At 60.0% G+C, this 22,461-nt stretch carries 15 protein-coding genes; 1 reads left to right on the top strand and 14 read right to left on the bottom strand.

Annotation, left to right across the window (positions count from 1 at the left end):
• Nucleotide 1: 1 nt before the first annotated feature.
• The 14 genes from ABD653_RS07490 to ABD653_RS07425 are packed head-to-tail and all read right to left on the bottom strand — an operon-like array spanning nt 2 to nt 9,967.
• The gene (locus ABD653_RS07490) at nt 2-865 is read right to left on the bottom strand and encodes a serine/threonine-protein kinase (RefSeq protein ID WP_160778105.1); all 864 of its coding nucleotides are present in this window, start codon (nt 863-865) and stop codon (nt 2-4) included.
• A complete protein-coding gene (locus ABD653_RS07485; protein ID WP_160778104.1) occupies nt 862-1,308 on the bottom strand; it encodes a hypothetical protein in 447 nt (148 codons plus the stop codon). Before ABD653_RS07485 ends, ABD653_RS07490 begins: the two co-directional genes overlap by 4 nt.
• A complete protein-coding gene (locus ABD653_RS07480) occupies nt 1,305-2,618 on the bottom strand; it encodes a FliI/YscN family ATPase (protein WP_160778103.1) in 1,314 nt (437 codons plus the stop codon). The genes ABD653_RS07485 and ABD653_RS07480 overlap by 4 nt, the downstream gene beginning before the upstream one ends.
• Nucleotides 2,615-3,346, bottom strand: coding sequence for a FliH/SctL family protein (locus ABD653_RS07475; protein ID WP_160778102.1), 732 nt, complete (start codon nt 3,344-3,346; stop codon nt 2,615-2,617). Before ABD653_RS07475 ends, ABD653_RS07480 begins: the two co-directional genes overlap by 4 nt.
• A complete protein-coding gene (locus tag ABD653_RS07470; RefSeq protein ID WP_160778101.1) occupies nt 3,343-3,738 on the bottom strand; it encodes a hypothetical protein in 396 nt (131 codons plus the stop codon). Before ABD653_RS07470 ends, ABD653_RS07475 begins: the two co-directional genes overlap by 4 nt.
• Nucleotides 3,731-4,966, bottom strand: a complete 1,236-nt coding sequence (gene fliF / locus ABD653_RS07465; RefSeq protein WP_160778100.1) for a flagellar basal-body MS-ring/collar protein FliF — start codon at nt 4,964-4,966, stop codon at nt 3,731-3,733. Before fliF ends, ABD653_RS07470 begins: the two co-directional genes overlap by 8 nt.
• Nucleotides 4,967-4,983: 17 nt before the next feature.
• Entirely contained in the window at nt 4,984-5,331 is a 348-nt protein-coding gene (gene fliE, locus ABD653_RS07460) for a flagellar hook-basal body complex protein FliE (protein WP_160778099.1), read from the bottom strand.
• Complete coding sequence (flgC, locus tag ABD653_RS07455) at nt 5,328-5,765, bottom strand: flagellar basal body rod protein FlgC (RefSeq protein ID WP_160778098.1); 438 nt, start codon at nt 5,763-5,765, stop codon at nt 5,328-5,330. Before flgC ends, fliE begins: the two co-directional genes overlap by 4 nt.
• Before the next feature lie 2 nt (nt 5,766-5,767).
• Nucleotides 5,768-6,112 (bottom strand): flagellar basal body rod protein FlgB, encoded by a 345-nt coding sequence (locus ABD653_RS07450; RefSeq protein ID WP_160778097.1) that lies wholly within the window; start codon nt 6,110-6,112, stop codon nt 5,768-5,770.
• 23 nt (nt 6,113-6,135) lie between these two features.
• Entirely contained in the window at nt 6,136-7,254 is a 1,119-nt protein-coding gene (locus tag ABD653_RS07445) for a flagellar basal body P-ring protein FlgI (RefSeq protein ID WP_160778096.1), read from the bottom strand.
• Nucleotides 7,254-7,829: a flagellar basal body L-ring protein FlgH gene (locus ABD653_RS07440; protein ID WP_160778095.1), complete on the bottom strand. Its 576-nt coding sequence runs from the start codon at nt 7,827-7,829 to the stop codon at nt 7,254-7,256. The genes ABD653_RS07445 and ABD653_RS07440 overlap by 1 nt, the downstream gene beginning before the upstream one ends.
• Nucleotides 7,826-8,479, bottom strand: a complete 654-nt coding sequence (locus ABD653_RS07435; protein WP_160778094.1) for a hypothetical protein — start codon at nt 8,477-8,479, stop codon at nt 7,826-7,828. The genes ABD653_RS07440 and ABD653_RS07435 overlap by 4 nt, the downstream gene beginning before the upstream one ends.
• Nucleotides 8,480-8,492: 13 nt before the next feature.
• The gene (locus ABD653_RS07430; RefSeq protein ID WP_160778093.1) at nt 8,493-9,266 is read right to left on the bottom strand and encodes a flagellar hook-basal body protein; all 774 of its coding nucleotides are present in this window, start codon (nt 9,264-9,266) and stop codon (nt 8,493-8,495) included.
• Nucleotides 9,263-9,967 (bottom strand): flagellar hook-basal body complex protein, encoded by a 705-nt coding sequence (locus tag ABD653_RS07425; protein ID WP_160778092.1) that lies wholly within the window; start codon nt 9,965-9,967, stop codon nt 9,263-9,265. Before ABD653_RS07425 ends, ABD653_RS07430 begins: the two co-directional genes overlap by 4 nt.
• Before the next feature lie 498 nt (nt 9,968-10,465).
• Between ABD653_RS07425 and ABD653_RS07420 the strand changes: the two genes are divergently transcribed.
• Nucleotides 10,466-22,453 (top strand): LysM peptidoglycan-binding domain-containing protein, encoded by an 11,988-nt coding sequence (locus tag ABD653_RS07420; protein ID WP_160778091.1) that lies wholly within the window; start codon nt 10,466-10,468, stop codon nt 22,451-22,453.
• Nucleotides 22,454-22,461: the final 8 nt, after the last annotated feature.

Here is a 22,461-nt window from a genome sequence, read left to right as displayed (position 1 = left end):
CTCAAGCGTCTCCTGCAGAAGCGGACAGGGAAATCGGCAAATCGGCCAAGCCGTAGCTGCGCAGGGCAGCGCGGATATCGGCGATCAGGCGGTCATTATCGGCCTGGCTGAGCTGCGCGCCGCGCACTGCGACACGGTATTCGCTTGCCGCTGCAACGAGCTGGGCAAACAGCTGCGCCCGGGCTTGCATCGGCAAGGACATGGCAGGGCTGCGGGCAGCCTCGGCCGGGCGGGCAGGATCAAGTGCGCGGGTGTTGTCCGCAACGCGCTGGGTTGCCTGTTGAGGCGCGGACTGTTGGCTCGGGCCAGCAGGCACTGCCCGGCTGGTCGGTATCGCAGTGGTATTGGCGGCGACAGTCGCGCTGCGGGCAAAGCGCGCGGCGGCATGCCTTTCGTCCGTGGCATTGAGCATGAAGTCCGGCTCCACCGACACTCCATCGAGCGCCGCAATGGTCTGCCCTGCTTGCTGTCCAGCCGCAGGGCCAGCTGCCAACGCTGCGGTGCCCTGGACACCGTCAGCGACAAGTGTTGACGAAAATTCTGCTGCTGCCGGACCTACCAAGGGGCGCGCATTGAAGGCCAGTGCCCGGTCGCCGACATGCACTTGCAACGTATAGCGGTGGCGGGCGGATTCCAGTTCGATCCCGCGTTCCAGGTCTTGCAACGCCGCCGTGATTTCCTGCATCCGGTCTTCGGTCAGTGGTTTGCCGTCGGCATCCGTACCGTCCTCCTGCAGCGTCTTGAGGATATCGCCGAAGCCCTGAGTTTCCTGCTTGCCCTGCTGGCCGGGATCCCGCCCGGAGGAGGCGGGGATTTGCTGCACATGGAAGGGCAGGATCGACGCGTTAGGCGGTGCAATGCTCATGCCTTGGGTCCTTTCGATAGGGCGGCGCGCAGCGACAGCTGGTCGGCCTGGCGCGCATCGTCCGCGCGGCGTTCTTCGGTGCGCTTTTGTTGACGATGGCGGTGCATCAGGTTGCGCGTGTTGTGGGTGGCCTGCTGCCAGCCGGATCGTGCCAGTCGCTCGGTCTGCTCGGCGCTCTCAAGCTCCGCCTTGCCCGTGGCCTGGTTGTCCTCGGCAATGGCCAGGTGTCCGGCCGCCAGCAGCATCCGGTCAGGGCACAGCAGAGGCGAGGCAAAGACGCCGTCCAAGGCCTTGCCGGCAGCGTGCGAAAGTGCGTCGAGCCGTGTAGCTTCTGCTGCCTTCTCCGAGCTTGTCTTTGCAGCCGAGGTCACGTCGCTCTGGCACCGTTGTTCGCGCAATTTCTGCATTGCAACCAGCTCGGCGAGTTTGTTGGCGTCGCTCACAAAACGCCTCCTTCCGCCACGCATTGCGCCAGCTTGGCGTCGACGGCGGCGAGGTCGGCAGATTCTGGCTGGGTCTGGCGGACAAACTCGGCGATCCGGGGCTGGAGAGCGATGGCGCGGTCGATCGCGGTGCTCGATCCGGCTTGGTAAATCCCGCTCTCGATCATGGCGCGGGATTCTTCAAACTCGGCGAAACTGCGGCGCAAGGCCTGCGCTGCGCCCTGTGTACGCTGGTCTAGTAGCTGGTCGGCCACCCGGCTGACCGATGCGGCGATGTCGATCGCGGGATAGTGGCCTTTCTCCGCCAGTTTGCGCGACAAGACAATATGACCGTCGAGGATGGATTTCATCGTCTCGACAATCGGATCATCGACATCGTCGGTTTCACTCAGGACCGTAAAGATCGCCGTGATCGCGCCGCCGCCCCGGATCGCGCCGCAGCGTTCCACGACATTGGGCAGCGCGGCGAAGACATTCGGCGTGTAGGATCGCACCGAGGGAGGCTCGCCTGCAGCGAGGCCGATTTCGCGCAGGGCCATGGCGAGCCGGGTGACGGAATCGACGAACAGCACGACATGCTTGCCTTGGGTGCGCCATTCCTCGCACAGCGCGAGCGCCTGATGCATCGCACGCACGCGGGCGCTGGCGCTTTCATCCGAAGTCGCCGCGACCAGCGTGATCTTGTCTTTGTGGGACCCCTTGCGATGCATGTCCCACAGGCGTTCTACCTCGCGACCGCGTTCTCCAATCAGGCAGGCGACAACATGATCACAATCGATCTGGCTGGAAAGCTGCTCGACCAGGGTGGTCTTGCCGACGCCGCTGGCAGCAAAAATGCCGATCCGCTGGCCCTGGGCAATTGGCAGCAGCGCATCGATCGCACGCAAGCCGGTCGCGACCCGCTCGGGATGGACCGTCTTGCTGAGCGCGTCGATCCCCAATGCGCGGTGATGCGGTTTGGCCAAAAGAGGGGCACCGCCGTCGATCGGGGCGCCGAATCCGTCAACAGCGCGGCCGGCAAAGGCGTCCCCGCTACGAAATGTCGAATGAGCTCCGGATCGGCGCACCCGGGCTCCGGGCAGGATATTCTTGACCGGCCCCAACGGCAGCAATTGGATCGAGGCTGCATCGACCGCCACAACTTCGGCCAGCGGCGCATCGCCACCATCCCCGATGCGGCACATTTCACCCACCGCACACAGCGGACCACTGGCCGAAATGCCTCCTTGCCCGATGGCAGTGACTTCGCCGGTGAATTCGGCAAAATCGCTTGCGCGCAGCGTTTCGATCAGGGCGGCAGGTGTGTTCATGCGGCGCCCGCTTCCACGCCGTGTTCGGCCAGCACGGCATCGGCACGCGTCGCTTGGAGCGGGATCGAGGCATCGACTTCGCCCAATTGCAGGTCAAAAATGCAGGCACCGGTCTTGAGCTCGTCGTCGATCTGGATGTCCAGATTGCCGATCCCGGCCTGCAATTCCTCGATCGCATAGGCGTCGGCGAAATCGGCGCTGCTTACGCGTAGTTTCAACACGGCTGCCCCGGCCAGCTTGTCTTTCCAATAGGCTGCCGTCTCATTCACCAGCGCCAGGTGATTGCTGGCATCGCCCAGAATCTGGCCCATCGTCGCCCGTGCGATATCGATGGCGAGGCTGCGCTGTTGATCCAGCGACTTGAGAGTATCTGCCTGCGCAGCCTCAATCGCCTTGCGCAGCAATTCGAGCCGCTCGGCGTCCTTTGTCTCGGCCTCGGCAAGCCCTTTCTTGTGGCCTTCCTGATGGCCCTTCTCGCGTGCGGCGTCGCGCTCTTTCGCAGCATCGTCTTGTGCTGCGCGCAAGGCGGCTTCCAGTTCGGAAATACGACGCGCCAGAACCAGTCTTTCATCTTCCGGACGGTCTTGTGTGCCTGCCGATCCGGTATTCTTTGATCCCGATGTGGCGTCAGCCGAGCGCTCTGCTGTCGCGACATCGCCATCCCCGCCGAGAAAGCGAAACGGGCGGATGCTCGCCGCCGCGCCATCGCCGGGTTTCACCACGCTCATTTGGCATTCCTTGTCGGGATGGCGAACAGGTCGGCCATCCGGTCGAAAACGCCGCGCCAGCCCGGTCGTGGCTCGCTGCCCCGGCTTGCGATCAGCGCCTCATGTTCCTGGGCGACCGCTTTCACCGCTGCGGTGCCAAGCTTGCTGTCACCATCTTTGACAGCGGGCTCGACAAGTGCGGCGAGCCACGGAGAATAGCCGAGAAACTGGCGATCGGCCTGACGTTGGCGTGCCTCTTCCTCAATGCGCGCGGCTTCTTCCGCCGCAGCGGCATTTTCAAAGGCGAGCCGTTCTTCAGCCGAAAAGCTCTCGAGCACCGCCTTGCGATCGGCGCGGCCCAACCCGCTGAAGCGTTCGAGCAGAGCGGAGAAGTCGGTCTCACCCTCAGCCATGGCGCAGGCTCTCGCGCTCGTTCGAGGCCGATTTCAGCATTTCAGCGAAGCTTTCGGCATCGTCCTTGGCCAGCCGGCGGCGCGGCCACACGACCAGCATGGCAATGGCAAGCAGGGCCAGCATGATCAGCGTCCAGCGCGAAATCAGCATCTCGCCAAGGCCGTCATTCCATGTGAAGCTTGTCGCTTCAGCCTCTGTCGTCGCAGGTGCGGCGGCACTGGCCGGTGCAGGGGCAGGGGCCGCAACCGCTTGTGACAATGCGCCGGTGGTGAAGGACAGCACGTCGCCGCCACTTTCAGCCAATCCCAACGTGTCGACCAGAGCCGACTGGATCATGTCCCGTTCTTCGCTGCCCAGCTCTTGCGGAGTGCGGACCATCACGCGCAGTGCCAGATCGCCGCGACCAGGAACTGCACGCGCCGGCTCGCTGGCAACCTCGCCTTCTTCTTCAGCAGGGGCAGCTTCGCGTTGGCGAGCGGTCAGTTCCAGATCGAAAGGCATGCCCGGCAAGACATCGGCAATCGCCTTGCGGGCGCGGACGGCATAGAAATTCTCCAGTGCGCCGCGTTCGCTGACAGGATTGGCAGTGTCCGTGGCGCCGGTCGGGGCAGACGCGCTGACCAGATCGCCATTTTCATCCAGCACCGCGACATCGAAGGTCGCGAGGCCCGGTACCGACGATGCCACCAGCTGGCGCACGCCGCCGATCCGCTGTGATGTCAGATTGGCACCGGGCAGCATTTCGATGGTTACGGCTGCGGTCGGTGAGCCTTGCGCGGCGCGGAAGATGCTGCGTTCCGGAATGGCCAGGTGGACGCGGGCGAAATCGACCCCGTCCATCATCATGATCGTGCGCGAAAGCTCGCCCTGCATCGCGCGCTGGAAATTGATTTTCTGGGCAAATTCGGTGAGGCCCATATCGCTGTCATTGAACAGCTCGAACCCGACCGAGCCTCCGAACGAGACATTCGATCCGGCAACCACCACGCGCGCTTCCGACGCCATGTCTTCGGGCACCAGGATATCGTGCCCGTCATTGGCCAGCCGGTACGGGATGCTGGCATTGTCGAGCTCTGCAATGATCGCCGAGGCGTCTGCCTCGCGAATATTCTGGTAAGCCGGGACGTAATTCGTACGCAGCAGGGCGAACCACAGGATCGCGAGGATTGCGATCACGGCGGCCAGCATCAACAGGACAGTGCGCATCTGACGAGAATCGAGGTTCATGGCTCAGATATTTCCCGTCACAGCTGCATGTTCATGAGTTGGCGGTAGCCCTCGACGAAGCGCTGGCGCACTTGCATCGCGAGCTCGACCGACAGGCGCGCTTCTTCCAGGGCAATTGTCACCTTGTGGATCGGCGTGCTGTCATCGACGGCGAACTGGGTCACCATCTTGTCGGCATGGGCGACCTTGGCGTCCATTTTTGCCAATCCGTCTGCGATGAGATTGGAGAATTCCCCCTGCGCCTCGGGCACGGTGTTCAGCGCATTGGGTGCGATATCGCGCAGCGGCTGGATATCGTTGCTGGGTGTGGCCATGGCGGCCTGATCGGCAGAGCCGATGGCTCCGATTGCGGCTATTTCATTCATGACTGGCGACCCACCTGGAGAGCTGCAGAATACATTTGCTGTGCGGCTGACAGCGCTACGAGGTTCGCCTCGTAGGAACGCTGTGTCTTGATCATCAGCGACATCTCTTCAGCCTGGCTGATCGCGGGCACTGTGATGTAGCCGCCATCATTGGCATGCGGATGATTGGGATCGTAGACCTGCCGCGTGCCGCTGTTGGAAGCGGCGATCTGGTAGACCATCACGCCATTGTCGGGCGCATCGCCCTTTTGCGAGGCGTTGGGCTGGACCAGGGCCTGAAAGCCTTCGACCGGGCCGGAGACGAGGCGCTGGGCCACATAGGCGCCGCCATCGGCGGTGCGCGTGGTGTTCATATTGGCAATATTGGCGGCAATCACTTGCAGGCGCTGCCATTCGACATCGAGGCCGGAGCGGCTGATTTCCATCGCTTCCATGATTACTGCCCCCCGCGAACGGCGGTGCGGGCAAGCTGCATCTGCCGGTTGAGGATATCCGTCAGCGCGGCATAGCGCATCGCAGTGGCAGAGGCGCTCTGCATCTCGAGGTCGAGGCGGATGTCATCACCAGGTGCGGCGGGGCCCTTGGTTTCGATCTTGGCGACGAACTCGCGCACCGCGTCAGGTCCGGATTCAGCAGCCTTGCGCAGCTCGGCCTCAAAATCGACCGACTTCACCGCGTAGCTTTGCGAATTGGAATTGGCGATATTCTCGGCAATGGCAGCCTGGCGCAGGGCCAGCCCGTCCATCGCCTTGATGGTCAGAATTTGCGAGACTTCGGACATTTCGATGACCCCCTGTTCAAGCTTTACTGGACGATGATTTCGGCATGCAGGGCCCCGGCGGCCTTGATTGCCTGAAGAATGGAAATGATCCGGCGGGTGCCGACCTTGCCGCGCGCCAGACCCTGCACCAGCGATCCGACCGTGGTGTTGGGGAAGGTGGCAACGGTGTCGTTGGTGCCTTCCTCCACTTCGAGATCGGTGTTGGTAACGATCAGGCTGGACACATCGTTGGCGAAGCCGGAAATGAAGCTTGGCTGGCTGGCCGTGTTGTCGCTGGTGACAGTGACCTTGATGTCGCCCTGGCTTACCACCACGCTCGATATGCGCACATCGGTGCCGGCAACGATCGTACCGGTGCGTTCGTTGATCACGATCCGCGGGATGGTGTCGGGCTCGACCCGCAGGTTTTCGAGGCGCGAGACAAAAGCGGACAGCAGCGCGGGCGAGCCGCCATAGCGGATTACAACTTCATCGGCGTTCTTCACATAGGCCAATTGCCGGCCCTGCGATGCGTTCACGGCCTGCGCGATCCGCTCTGCCGTCGTGAAGCTTGCCTCACTGAGCAGGAACGAGATTTCACCGTTTTCCTTCAGGATCTGCGCGTCGACCGGGAATTCTACCGTCGCGCCATCGGGCAGCACACCGGTGGTCGGGAAATTTCGCTGCTGCCGCTCCAGCTCGGCTTCGAAAGCATATCCGCCCACTGTCAGCGAACCCTGCGCGAGCGCGTAGGGCTGCTGGTTCGGACCGATCAGCGGCGTCATCAGCAAGGTGCCGCCAGCCAGCGAGCGCGCATCGCCGATAGAGGACACAACGGCATCGATCCGATCGCCGGGATTGGCCGAGGGCGGCAAAGTGGCGGTGACAATCACGACCGCCACGTTGCGGCTGTTGATCTGGTCTTCGGTAACAGTGGTGCCGAGGCGGGACAGCACGTTACGCAGGGCCTGCCGTGTCACTTCGCTGCGGCGGGTGTCGCCAGTGCCAGCGAGGCCGGTTACCAGGCCATACCCGATCAGCGAGTTTTCCCGCCAACCGTCAAACCGGCCAAGCCCCTTGAGCGGGACTTCCTGTGCCAGCGCGGCGGTGGAGGGAACGAGCGTTGCAAGCGCAAGAAAGAGTGCAGCGAGTAAGCGCATCATCACAGTCCCAACAAGCTGAAAATACGGTTGAGGAAACCCGGTTTGCCTTTGCGGGTGATGTAGCCCTTGCCGTCGTAATTGATCTCCGCATTGGCGAGACGGCTGGATGCGACGGTGTTGTCCGGCGTGATATCGACCGCGCGCACCTGCCCGCGAACCGCGATGTCACGCTTCTCGCCATTGACGAATATGTTCTGCTTCCCGACCACCACGAGATCTCCGTTGGGCAGCACTTCGACGACTTGCGCGGCCATGCTGGCTACGAACCGGTCGGAACGCTCGGTCTCGCCAATCCCGCGGAACTTTGAGTCAAAGCCGAAGCTAAGCGTTTCGTCGATCGGGCCGGTAACGAGCCCACCGCCAAGAGATGTATCCTTGCCACTGCGGGTCCCGACGCGGTTGGTCGCGCTGGCGGATTCGAAGATGATGATGGTCACGATATCGCCCACGCCCTGGGCCTTGTTATCGGACGCGACGCCCGCCCAGTTGTCCCCGCGATAGAGCTGGTCTGCTGCGGCAGGCGAAGCCGTTGCCAAGGCAGCAAGAGCAATGGGGAGGGCAGAGTGCAGTTTCATTCGCCAGTCTCCTGCGCGGGGCTCGCAAGCGGTGCGGCGATCACATCGCCATCCTGCGTGCGGACAAACATCTTGTGACCGGGCCGGCCGGGCTGGAGCGCTTCGACTTCGCGCTCGACGATGACGGGACCGTCAATCGTGCGGAATTTCAGGATTTTGCCCTTGGTGATCTGGCCGGGCATGGCCCCGCGGACCGGACCCAGAAAGGCCCCCGCAGCGATATAGGTTTTCGCCATCGGGCCCCGGCGGGCATGATCATAACCCAGACCAATGCTGATCTCGCGGCCGTCACAATCCGTGGGGGAAAGGTCCTCTGCGTGGATCAGGTGTCCGGCGGGCACATCGTCGCGGGCGATGAAGCAGGTTCGGCTCTTACGGCTCGCTGCAGCAGGTCCAGTCAGTGCGATCACGGTGCTGTAGCGCAGGGTAAATCGCGCGCCAGGCAGCCGGTTCGAGACCAGTTTGCGGGCTTGATCGGGCGCAATTTCAACCCGCACTTTGCCCTGCGGGAGCGCGCCCAGAACAACCTTTTCACGCCCGGGAATATCGGCCAGATCGCCCGCACGGATAGTGCGGGAATCGAGCCGGATTTCCGGAATTTGAGCGACCGGTCCGGTGCTCGCGGCGAAAAGGGCGAGGGCGAAAGACACTGTTATTAGGGCCTTACCGCTTCAGATTGTTGGTGATGGAGGAGATCTGGTCAGCCGCCTGGATCACCTGGGCGCTGGCGGCATAGGCGCGCTGAAGCACCAGCATTTCTACCATCGCGGCAGTCATCTCGACATTGGATCCTTCGACCATGCCTTGCTGGATCGTGCCGACCCCGTCTTCACCGGGAACCGCATCCAGTGCGCGCGCACCCTCAGCGAGCCTGAACAGTCCGGCATCGAGCCGCTCCAGATCAGCCTCGCTTTCGGCATTGACCAGCATGATCTGGCCGAGCTCCAGCTTCTCGCTGTCATTGCCGGATCCGCTGACGACACCATCGCGGTCGATCACCAGTTCGGTCACATCGTCAGGAACGGTGATCAGCGCCCGCAAGGCCATGCCATTGCTGGCAGAAAGATACCCGTCACGATCCACTGTCAGCCGGCCGCCGCGCCACAGCATCGTTTCGCCATCCTGGCCCATCAGTTCGATGAAACCCTGGCCATCGATGGCGATGTCCATCGCTTCACCCGATGCGCGCATTTCCCCGGCTTCGGAGATCATTGAGCGGGTCGACATGCGCACCCCGCCGGTGGGCGCCATGGTCTCGGTTGCGAGCCGTTCGGCCTCGGTAATGGCATCGGGGCTGGCATTGACGACTTCGGCGAACTGCACCTCGGCCCGTTTGAATGCCGGTGTGTTCACATTGGCGACGTTGTTGGCGATGGTTTCCAGCGCCCGTTGCTGCGCCTTGAGCGCTACTGCGCCGACTTCGAATGCCCCGTTCATGACCCGCTCCTGCTGAAGGTAGAAATTGCCTGGCTCATCAATTGGTCATAGGCGCGCACCAATTGGGCGCCGCTCTCGACCTGGCGCTGGTTGCGCATCATCTCGACCATTTCTTCGGACAGGGTGACGTTCGATCGCTCGATCATCCCCTGCTTCAATTCGCTGGTGTCGTCTTCGACCAGGGTGCCGACCTGTTCACGCGTGAAGCGAGCATCGGTGTCGATATCCTCTGCCGAGAAGAGCCCGATTGCGCCCACCGGCACATCGTCTTCCAGCACGGTTCCATCGATCAGTATATCGGCTGTGGCGCTTGCCAGTTCGAGGTCGCCGCCGCCGGCCTGCTGGAGGATGCGACCAAGTGCATCAACCAGCGTGCCGTCGGCGCCGATACCGAATTGCCCTCCACGCGAAAGGACAAATTGGTCACCGTCGCGCAGTAGCAGCTGCGCAGACCCGTTGATCGCAAGATCAAGCGGGTTTCCGGTTTCCGACAAGGTCCCTTGCGTGGAAAGCGTTGTCGATGCGGTTGTGGGTTGCGACCCCGAAGGTCCCCGCGCCGCATCGGCTTTTTCGATCAGTTCTGTGTAAGCTATTTCACGTTTGTAACCAGGCGTATTAACGTTGGTTACGTTGCGCGCAGCTGTTTCTACACGGCGCTCACCACCTATTAAGGTGGCAGCTGCCGTTTCAAGCAACCCCATGGTGCGACCCCTCACACAGTCCAATTTTCAAGCACCCCGATAAGGCCTGTTCGGGTGGAGTCCGTCAACCGACTTGGAAGAAGAAAAATATACAGGGCATGTGCTGACGGCTGTTCTTTACAGCAATGTAAGTTACACCTTTTGACTTGTATCAAAGCGCCAGAATTCTCCGCTTTTTGATCCCTGTTGGCTATCGGGAATACTCACGAAAGTGGACCAGAAAACTGCATCCGAACCGGTTGTTGTTCCTGTGGAAAAACTGTTGGCAAACGCTCTTCCAAGCCGGTGTCTGGAAATACCCGGCAAAAAAACGAGTCTGCAAACCGATTTCAAATACGAATCAAACAGAATCGTTTCATTGGAAACCTGTTCCTATTCGGACTGCGTTTTGATCGGCCAAGTAGTGATTTTTCCCCTAAACTCCTGCGCAAATCGCCGGATTGGACCAATCAGGCGGGGGCGACGGCTCTCGTGGGGGTTATCGGCGAGGGATTATTCATGACTGCAATTTTCACCGGCTTGGGATCAGGCCTGGCGAAGAGTTCCGCGACTGCACTGGGGTCTGCAGGCACGCTGGGCAATGCTGCGACGGGCCGCGCCGGCGAGGGTCTGTCGGTCAATGCGGCGACCGGAAACTTGCTGATATCGCGCCGTGATGAGTTCCTGACCGGCCGCAGTCTCGATGTCGGGATATCCCGCACTTACAACTCGCTTGCCGATGTTCATGACGGCGACAATGGCGATGGTTGGCAACAAAGCACGTCTCGCCGCGTGTTTGGCCAGACCGGCACATTGAACGGCGCTGGCAGCACCATCAGCCGCGTTTCCGGTGACGGATCTGTCGTAACCTATACCTACGGTACCCGTTCGGGTGTGGCATCCTACTGGTCCACCGACGGTTCCGGCAGCCACGACCGGATGTGGCACAGCGGGGGTGACTGGTACTGGCAGGACGGATCGAGCCGCATAACCGAACGGTATGACGCCGATCCCTATAATGCTGGCGAATTCCGCATCATTCGCCAGACTGACAAGGACAACCAGAGCCTTGTTTTCGGGTATTCGGGCAGCAAGCTTTCCTACGTGCAGACCAATAACAGCGAATTCGTTCGCTACACTTGGTCGGGGGACAAACTGACCAGCATCAAATCGGAATTCAAAGACCCCAAAACCGGCGCCACCGTGACGGAAACCGGCACCTACTACGCCTATGATGGCAATGGCCGTCTTGCCACAGTCACGATCGACATGACGCCCGAACTGTCGGGCACCAGCGATGGTGACAAATACACGATCAGCTATCTTTACGATTCTGCCGGACGCGTCACGCGGATGACCCAGAGCGACGGGTCGCGCACCGATATTGCCTATGATGCGCAGGGCCGTGTCACCCAGCTGGACGAGCATGTTGGTGCTGGCGAAATTCGTACGACCCGTATCGGCTATGGCCGCAATGTTACCAGCGTCACCGATGCGCAGGGGCAGGTTACCAAGCTGTGGTACGATGCCAAGGGCCAGATGATCCAGCTGATGTCGCCACCGGCTACGCGTGGCGGCAAGGCGATCGTCCAGCAATTCGAATACGACAATGACGGCAATCTGCTTCGGACGATCCAGACCGATGCTGAAAACGCCTCTGTTGCCGGCAATCTTGTCGAGGCAGGCAGCTGGGGTGACGGCGAGCAGGCATTGCGCGGTGACAACCTGGTTGACGATAGCGGGTGGCCGCAAGACCGCGACGGCGCTTTGCCGGCGGCCGGCACTGTCGGGCAAGGGTGGACCAGCAGCTATATCGGTGAAACCGAGTGGACCAAGACGACCGGACCTTATGGCCAGTCGGTGGTTTCGTTGCGTTCGGGCCAGACCAATACCAGCAGCGCCGGCGGCGGGGCGCTCAGCGAATCTTTCGCCGTCGACAAATCGCAGGCCTATGAATTCACGATCTATATGAAGGCCGACCAGCTCGACAAGCACAGAGCCTATTTCGGCCTCAGCGGCGGCATCGTGAAGGATGGCCACAATGGGGCGGTCAACAATAACCCCTATTTTACCTATGAGTATCCCAGTGCATCAAAGGGGTGGTCTGCCAACAAATGGGTCAAGATCGTCGGCTATGTCCTGCCTGATGGGACGAGCAGCGAGCCCCATGGTTCGGTCGGCGGGGTGTACGATCTTGAAACCGGCGACAAGCTCTATGGCATGCGCCATTTCACCTGGAACGGCGCCAGCGCTGCAGATTCCACCTACATGCGTTTCTTCAATTTCTACAATACGGAGCGGCAGGGGAAATTCACGCATTGGGTAAGACCCGAAGTGCGCCAGATCACCGACACGGCCATCCTGCGCGGCAGCGAGAAGCTGGACATTGCCCGCGACGCCCGTCTTTTTGGCGCGCCTACGGCAGAGGGCTGGTACAATGTCGGCTGGGCCAACAATGACGATGAAGCGCGCTGGTCGGCTGTCGATGGTCCTGACGGTGCGCGCGAGATTGCGCTTGAGACCGGTCAGTTCGACACCAGCGCGAATGGCGGCGGTCAATATACGAACCAGTTTACCATTGATCCGGGCAAGGCATACAAATTCACCCAATACTTCCGCAAGGATGACCTGACCAAGCACAATATCTATTTTGGCCTGAGCAGCCATGGCAGCGCCTATGTCAAAACTCATTCGAGCGGTGCCGCCAATACCAATCCCTACTTCATGGCTCTCGCGCCAAGCACGCAGCAGTCCATCGGGATGGAGGCCGGCAAATGGTACAAGGTCGTCAGCTACGTTTTGCCCGAAGGTACGCCCAACTCCTCGACCTATCATGGCGGCATTTACGACGCCGAGACCGGCACGAAAATCCACGGGGTGACGAATTACCGGTGGTCTGAAACGCGGCCCAACAACAGTGTCCACGCGCGCTTCTTTACCTATTACAACCAAACCGATCATGGGTGGACCACCGACTGGATGGACCCGGAAGTCGTTGCGCTGGATGCCTCGCAAGTGGTGGCAGACGCAGCCGATCCATTCGGCGTGGTCTATGACGAGAGCGGCACAATCACCCGCTATACCTATGATGCGCGCGGCAATGTCACCAAGGTCGACCGGCCAATCGGAACCGATGTCACCAAATGGTATGATGCCAACAACAATCTGATCAAAGAACTCAGCTACAGCGCAAACGAGGCGTCGGCGAATACGGGCAGCTATGTCCGCTATGCGTATGATAGCGAGAACCACCTTCGCTACAAGGTCACCGCCGAAGGGCATGTCACCGAATATCGGTATGACAGCTATGGCCGGATGACCTGGCAGGGCGACTACACCAAATATACCTTTGCTCATGCCTCGGCGAATATCTCCGAAACCGGGATGAACGCCTGGCGCGACGGGTTGGTAGACAAGACCCAGGTCGATTGGCTCCGTTACGCCTATGATGCGCGTGGCAATGTCGCGTGGACATTGAACTACGGTGCCGCGACAGCAACTGGCGGGGCAGCATCATCCGGCTCTTTGGAAGGCTATAGTCGCACCTATTACGCCTACGACCAGGAAGGTCGCCTGCTCACCCGCTACGGCCAGAGCGAGAGTGGCAAGGAGCAATTCGTCTATGACGGGATGGGCCGCCTCGTCAGCTCGTCTGATTCCGCCGGTGCCACCACCAGCGTGTTTTTCGACGATGCCAATTCGCGCACCGTCATGCAGATGGCCAGCGGGCTGACCCGCACCATGGTCTACAATAAGGCGGGCGATCTGGTCAGTTCGACCGATAGCTCGGTTGGTCCCAATGGCGGAAATCTGGCCGGAGCGCTGACCAGTTGGGGTGTTGCGCGCGCCAACCGGACCGCAGCGCCGGCCATCTCCGGCAAGGCAGCGTTTAAGTATACTGTCCCTGTTGCCGGGAGCTATGGCGCCACATCGCGCGGATACAGTTTTGCTGCGGGCGAGACAGTCAAATACCGCATCACGCTAATGGGGTCTGGTTCCCAGACCATGCACCGTTTGGGGATCTACGGGAACACAGACGGCTGGGGCACAAACAAGGACACCAAGACCCAGGCGACCATCATCAACGGGCCGGGCAAGCTGACCCAGAGTGTCGGTGGCTTGTGGCAAGTAGACGGCATCTCCACCACCGCCGCAACAACCGTCGAAATCACCCGGACCTTTGACACCGCCCAATCCGGCGGGTCGTATTTCTATGTTGGCGGCACCGGCCAGGTCGCTGCGAATACAGCGGTCATCCTGTCGGACCCTACGGTCATCAAGACCACGACTGATGCCGCACATGATTTCTCGGCGACCACCAACAACCAGTATGACAAGCTGGGCCGTTTGCGCGTCACTCAGGATGCCTTCGATGGACGTGGCCCGAGCTACTTCATTTACGACAAGGCCGGTCGCAAGGTCGGCTCGGTCGACCCGGCAGGCCGTCTGGTCGAGCATTTCTACGACAGCAACAGCCGGCTGACCGGCAGCACGACATACTACAACGCCGTCAGCGCAGAGATCCGCGCCCAGCTTGCCGATCCCGAAAACCGCCTGGAGATGAGCGATATCCGGCCTGCTCTCCACGGCACTTACGATGTTCGCGAATTCACCACTTACGACGCCAATGGCAGGGCGGTGCAAACGATCAATGGTGAAGGCGAAGTCGTCTCCTTCAAATATGACGGTTCCGGCCGGCTGATCGAGACGCGCAATCACTTCAACAAAGTCAGCATTGCCAGCGCGTGGTTGACCAATCCGCCCGCCAGCCCTGTCTCGCTGTCAAACAATTCGAAGGATGCGGTAACCCGCACATTCTACGACCGGGATGGCAATGTCCGCGGTGTGCTGGATGGCGAAGGCTATCTGAGCGAATTTGTCTATGACCAGTCCGGCCAGCAGACGGTGGCCTATTCCTACGCGCAGAAAACAAGCTCTTCCTATTGGGCCAGCGGAACATTCAACCAATTGCGCGGCACCGCGAATGTATCGAGCAGCGCCAACCGTTATGTCCGCAGCGTCTATAACGGCCGCGGCGAACTGCGCTTCCAGATCGACAGTTCCAACTATGTCACCCAATTCAAATACAACTATGCCGGCAAGCTGACGACGACGACCCAGCACATTACGCCGCTTGCCGGCAACCATTCCAACTGGACCATTGCCGGGGTCAAAGCCGCTTTGGGCACCAGCGGCAACGACCGCGCAGCAACCAATTACTACGACTTCGCCGGCCGGCTATGGCGCACGGTCGATCCGGTCGGGCTCGATACCCGGATGTATTTCGATGCCGCCGGCAATGTCATCAAGACGACGGCCGGCAACCGCACCGCGCGCAATTGGTATGATGCCCGCGGCAATGTGCGCTTCTCGCTCGATCCCGAAGGCTACCTGTCCAGCTATCTCTACAATGAAGGGGGGCAGGTCACGCATGAGCGGCGCTATGACAGCAAGAAAACCGCCAGCGACACCACCACATTTGCCCAGGCGGCAGCTTTGGCGACCGGTGGCTATTCGGAAGTGCGCTCGACTTATGACGCGCAGGGCCGGGTCAACTACAGCTATGATGCGGTCGGCAACCGGACGCGCTACGCATATCGGACCAATGGCCAGCTCGCCTATACAAATACAGGCGACAATGCGAGCGCCGACCTGTCGCAAACCTATTTCTATTATGACAATGCTGGGCGCCTGACACGTCAGGACAGCGCCAATGGCCAGTCCGAAGAATCGATCACCTATTTCACCTATGACGGGCTGGGCAACCAGACACGCGTCACAGATGGCAACGGCCACACTGCGGACTTCACCTATGACAAGCGCGGGCAGGTGCTGACCGAGAAAAACGGTGCGGGCAACCTCGTCAGATACGAATACAATGCGTTCGGTGACCTCACCAAGACCTGGGATGCCAAGAATGTGCTGGCCAGCGAGCATGTCTATGACAAGCGCGGGCTGGTTACCCGCACCTATGACGCGCTGCGCAACGCGACCAACTACACTTACACCCAGTATGGCGAGGTCAAGACGGTCACCGATCCGCTCGCTGCGGTGACCACCTTTACCTATGACAAGCTGGGCCGGGTCAAGTCGGTCAAGGACGCCCGCAACTTCACCGAAACCTATAATTACGATGCCTATGGCAACCGTACGAGCATGACCAACAAGCTCGGCGGGACAATCAGCTATGTGTTCGACAAGCTGGGCCGGATGACGTCGATGAATGATGCCAACGGTATCGTCACCGCCTATACATACGATGCACGCGGCAACCAGCTTACCAAGACAGAAGCGTCAGGCCGGGCCGAAGCGCGTACGACCACCAACACCTTTGACAAATCCAATCGTCTGACGCAGACGAGTATCCAGGGCCACAGCACCAGCTATGTGACCCAATATGCCTATGACAGCCGCGGCAATGTGATCCGGCAAATCGCCCCGGATGGCGGGAAGACGGTCTATTTCTATGACGATCTTGACCGGGTCACGGCAGAGATCAACGCGCTGGGCACGTATACCGGCTATACCTATGACGATAATGGCAATGTGAAGACGGTGAAGGTCTATGCCACCACGGTAGGCGTGCCTTCCACTGGCGGTGCCGAGGAATCTTCGCTCAACCCGACGCCCACCGGAACCTATCGCGAAACCCGTTTCGATTATGACGGTGCAAACCGTATGACGAAGAGCCACGTCATGGGCGTGACTAGCCGGTATTATACCGGCTCGGCCCTCGCCAATTACTCGGGAACGACGCTCACCACCCAATACATCTATGATGCCAATGGCAATGTGACGAAAACGATCGACCCCAATGGTGGCACGACGTGGGCCTATTACGATGCGATGGGGCGCAAGCAGCACCAGGTTGACGCGCAGAATTTTCGCACCAGCTGGACTTATGATGGCGGCGGCAATGTTACGCGCGAAATACGCTACGCCAATGCGACTGCCACGCCGACCAGCACCACCACAGTGCCCGGGCTTGCGACCGATACTTCGCTCGATCGGCGCACGGATTACACATACGACAAGATGGGCAACCGGCTCACCGAGCAACGCTTCTACGTCAAATATCACAACAATGCCGGGGCCCATTCCACGGGGCATCCGAAAGTCACTTACGCCTATAATGGCCTGGGACAGGTCACGAAAAAGACCGAAGCGATCACCAGCAATGTCACCGACTACCTCTATGATGTCGGCGGCCGGCTTACCCGGGAAACGCGGGCGGCCTTCACCGACTTCAACGGCAACAGCGTTCGCCCGACCGTCCAATACTATTATGACGGCCTCGATAATCTGACCCGCACGCGCCAATACGGCGCGACCGGCGCGGCAGAGCGCAACACTTACTATTACTACAAGAAAGGCCAGCTCGACAGGATGACGGATGCAGGCGGCCTGACCCGCTATCACCGTTACGACAATGCCGGGCGTGAGACCGAGGTCTACTACACCCGCACAAACTATTCGAATGTCTCGCGGACCGAGGGCGTCAAGCGCACCTATGACACGCTGGGCCGTGTCGTCAGCGAGTTCCAGGGCACCAAGTCCGGAAGCACCTGGACCGCTGTCAGCCCGACGGTGACGACGACCTATAATGCTTTCGGCGAAGTTGCCACGATCAAGGCGGGCACCGGCGCCACCCAGCAAAACGTCTATGACAAGGCAGGCCGCCTGGAGCGGACCAATGCGGGCGACGGGGTCTGGAAAATCTTCGCGCATGACCGCAACGGCAATCAGACTGCAGCGATCACCAGTGCTGGCTACAATATTGGCAATCGCAGCTTCTCTTCGGCCCTTGGCCTCATCAGCCGCGCCGATGTAAACATCACATACACTACGTACGACAAGCGCGGATCCGCGCTGATGGTCTATGAGACCGACCGTGACATTTCGACCACCGCGATCAACCAGACCCTGACCACGGAGCGGCGTTACAACGCGTTTGGCGAAGTCAGCTACGAGAAAGACGCGCTCGGCGCGGACATCTATTACGATTACACCACCATGGGTAAGGTGTGGCGGGTCCGCAATCCGTCAGTTGCGATCCAGAACGAGAACGGCTCGACAGCTACGGTCCGTCCTACGGAGTACTACTACCACGATCTTGGCGGACGCCTGACGGGCAGCCGCGATGCCAATGGCAATCTGACGCGCTTCACGCTGCTGAATGGCACGGGCTTCGGCGGCAGCCAGGCGCTGGCGACCGCGGAAACCTACGCTGATGGCGGCGTCAAGACGACCAAGTACGACATTCACGGTGATGCGCGACGGATCATCAGTGTGGCAGATGGCCGGTCCACTACATACCGGACGATCGAGCAGACCTTCGACGCTATGGGCCGCGTGACCCAGACGTGGAACCGCGGGACGAACCTGCAGGACAATTACACCTACGATCTGGCGGGCCAGCAGCTCAGCCATTGGAACAATGTGTTTGGATCCGGCAATCGCGAAATCATGGATTATGACGCGATGGGTCGTGTCGTTTCCAGTCGCGCATTCGGTGGTGATACGACAACCACGACCTACACCTGGGAAGTCAGCTCCAACACCAATGCCGTCGGCAATTTCGGCGGCTGGAAAGAAGAGACCAGGACCCTCGCCAACAATCGCACGCTGACCCAGTGGAGCGACCTGTTCGACCGTGTGAAACGCAAGAACGATTATGGCGGAAACAATTACACCTACACCTACAATGCAGGTGGCCAGATGGCCTCGCTCTCTGGTGCGGGCGGCAACCAGCAATATGTGTTCTACAACACCGGCAAGCTGAAGAGCATTTCCAATGTCACCGGCGTCCTCAACAGCCAGAACTTCCAGGAGCTGAAGACCACTTACGGCTATGACAAGGTCGGCAATCTGACATCGCAGAAGACGACCGATCGCGGCTCCACCTTCTACAACTTCTATTGGAACGATTACGAGCCCGACGTTTATAGCTACACCTGGAACCGCACCACGCAGAACATGACGGCCACTTATGACAAGCTGGGCCGGATGAAGACATGGAATGAAGCGGGCGGAGGCGATCTTCCGGCTGCCTCCATCGCCTACAGCTATGATGCGAACGGCAATATCCGCCGCAGCAATGCCTCATATCGCCACATCCTGTCCGACCAGACGGTGTCGACCTACACCAGTACGCAGGACAACTGGTATCGCTACGACAATATGAACCGTGTGGTGACATCGCGCGGTGTGTTGGCAAACGGCCAGATCGTGCGGGGCACAGGCGGGCGCGATATCGTCTATAACAAGGCGGGCCAGCGGACACAGGTGCTGACCACCAGCCGCGAAAGTTATCGCTGGTATTACGATCCCTATGGCGGCGAAGACTTCTTCGAGAACGACTTTAATGATGGGCCCGGCGGCCTGCCGCCGACCAACCAGCCGTTCGGCCAGGGCTATTGGCGCACCGATCACTACAACGCCACGGTTCGCGAAGATTACACCTATGACAATGGCGGCCAGCTCAAACAGGTGAATACCGCCAAGAGCGGCTTCAACGGCTGGGGCTGGGAACAGGCCAACGAATTTGGCGGGATCAACATTCCCAACATCCAGGACTATGTCCTCGCCGTCCCGACCACAGGTTCCAAGAAGGCGGACTATTCCTATGATGCGATGAGCCGCATCACCCTCCAGCGCGACTGGTCGGGCAGCACGGTCGTCTATAGCCGCAATGTCTATTACAATGCCGAAGGGCTCGTCTATCGCGACGACAGCACCACCCGCAAGGGATCGGACAATTACCGCGCGAACATGTACAATTATTACAACGCGGACAATTCTCTCAACAATTCATACACCTACAACTACAAGAACGGCTCGACGTCCGGGGTCAACCATACTCGCACAACCAACACCTATGCCTGGTATGACGGCGCGGTGCAGAGCCGGGTCGATTTCGACAGCAATACCGGCAGCTCGTCCGACCGGATCTATAATTCCACCTACAGCTATGACAGCTTCGGCGTGCTGCAATCGGCGCAGGTCAATGATGGCCGTGCCCGTTCGGTCAGCTTCATCAACAATGCCGAAGGCCAGGTGATCAGCCGCAAGGAACGCGACAACAAATACGACCAGGGCGATCCGTCCGAAATTTACTATCGCTTCGGCGGCAAGGAAATCGGCCGGGTCGGCAATAACGGCACCGCCAACGTCGCCTATGAGAAGTCGATCGCCCAGCGCTCGACCGTTGCGCCGAGCACGCCAGGGGCGTTCCGCAATGGCGCCAGCTACGGCTCCAGCTACGCCGATTTTGGCGGCGATTATGACGCGATCAATTCCTTCAGCCAGGGCAGCGGCGGCGGCACTTACACCGTGCGCGGCGGCGAAAGCCTGCAGGCGATTGCGGCCCAGCTGTGGGGCGACAGCGCGCTGTGGTACAAGATCGCGGAAGCCAACGGCCTGTCCGGCCGCGAACCGCTGGTCGAAGGCCGTAGCTTGGTAATCCCGACCGGCATCCAGCGCGTCCACCACAATTCCAGCACGCTCAAGCCCTACGATCCGGCAGAGGCCATCGGCGATACCTCGCCGACGACCCCGGACGCGCCGAAGAAGAAGAGCAAGAAGTGTGGCATCTTCGGGCAAATCCTGCTGGCCGTGGTGGCGATTGCGGTGACTGTCGTCACAGCTGGCACCTTGGGGCCCGTTGGTGCGGCAATTGCCGGAAACTTGGCAAGTCAGGGATTGGGTCTGGCTACGGGTATCCAGGAGAAATTCAGCTTTAAGAGTCTGGCCCTATCGGCAGTCGCAGCGGGAGTTGCGCAAGGTGTCGGCGAAGTGTTTGGCAAGGGCGCCATATTTGGCAGTCAAGTCGCCGGTGATGCAATTCGTGGTGCGATAAGCAGTGCCGTTACACAAGGAGTCGGCGTAGCGACCGGACTGCAAGAGAAGTTCAGCTGGGCTGGCGTTGCGGCCGCGGGGGTCGGTGCAGGCGTTGGCTCGTTTGTAGGAGCCCGGACAGGCAGTCTGGGAAGTTTTGGCAGCAGAGCTGTGACTACGGCAGCGTCGACGATTGCAAATGCCGCGACGAGGTCAGTCGTTGATGGGAGCAACTTTGGCGACAACATCATGGCAGCCTTGCCTGATGCAATCGGACAAGTTGTGGGCGGCGCGATAGGTGATGTTGCGAACAAGGCGATCCGAGATGCGGCATTCAAGAGCCGCTTCCTCGATGCCCTTCCGCCTAGCATTCCTCGCAAGGTACGCGAACAGATTTATGCAGAGTATCGTGCTGGCAAGGCACCTGGTGTGGTTTTGGGAGGTGCAGCCAACACCTTGGGTGAGTTCAATGATGCGACAATGACCATCACCATGAATGGGCAATTGCTGGCTGCAGCCGCAGACAATCCCTTGGTAGGTGCCTATGCTGCGATGTCGTACTTGGAGGAGCTCGGTCACTGGGCGGACGCCCGCGCCGGGCAAATCATGGGTGTGGCAGGATTTGACAGCGCGGGTGATGAAGGCGCTGTCTTTGCCGCCCGCATGGCTGGTGGTATTGCCGGAGAGGGGGGCTCAATTATCTCCTTCTCCATTCCGATGGCGGATGGCAGCACAGTCTCGATCGGGGCTGATTCAACCTTTATGAAAGCGATCGCTATCGACTCGGTCATGTCGGGCCGTACGGCGACTGAAAACAGGGTTGGCGGTGTCGAGGCGTTCCATGCGGATGGTCATTATGCGACCGTATTTGCGCATGCGATCGGTGCCGCAGACGCCATGGGAATCCAGGGCAATGCGGCGATGGCAGTGGCACAACAACTGGCACTTGGCGCTCAATTGCCGGATATGGTCGCGCGCTTCGATGCCTTTAGTAACTTCAAGAAATGGGCAAGGGAGAAACCTACTTTCAGATGGTCGGATGCTGATGCACGGCATTTGAGGTCGGTCTATGAGGGTCTTCACGCCATCCCGACAATCAGGAGGAGTGCAGCGGCCGTTCAAGCAGAAAGAGATCAAACAGCGGACGTGTTTGTCGATTACATGCGGGCCGGCAATTACCTCGCTGCTGGAGTCTCGCTCCACAGATTTGGCGATCTCTACGCCCACACCCTTGACGACGGAAGTTCATATGGAGGTCTTGCCGGGCACGGCCATGTAGATGCGTTTGGTACCTCGCCCGATCTCATGTTTGGGGCAAGACGAGTACCAACTGGCTACGGTCCATACGGGCCAACACAATTCAGAACTGAGTACTTCAAGTTACGCACAGGTATGGTTACGCAATATAGCAATGCTCTTGGGAGTCTGATCTCTAGAGGTTATCGCGCAGCGGGATTGAGCACTGCCAGTGTAAGAGTTGGTCAAGAAGGTGCCACCTCGAATTTCCGCCGATTCTATAATGCCGCCAACACTGAAATCGGATTTATCAACTCCATCAGAAGCGAATACAGTCTTCCAATTACCGAGGCACAGATGCATGTGGGGGGTGGTTATCGCTCGACTCTGGGTCAGCGGGCTACGATGGCTGAGGTGATGGGAAGGCTCGATTGAGATGCGCT

Source organism: Parerythrobacter jejuensis (assembly GCF_039536765.1).
GTDB classification, from domain to species: Bacteria; Pseudomonadota; Alphaproteobacteria; order Sphingomonadales; family Sphingomonadaceae; genus Parerythrobacter; species Parerythrobacter jejuensis.
The sequence above is the reverse complement of the archived record's forward strand: the minus strand, read 5'-3'. Positions and strand labels throughout refer to the sequence as shown.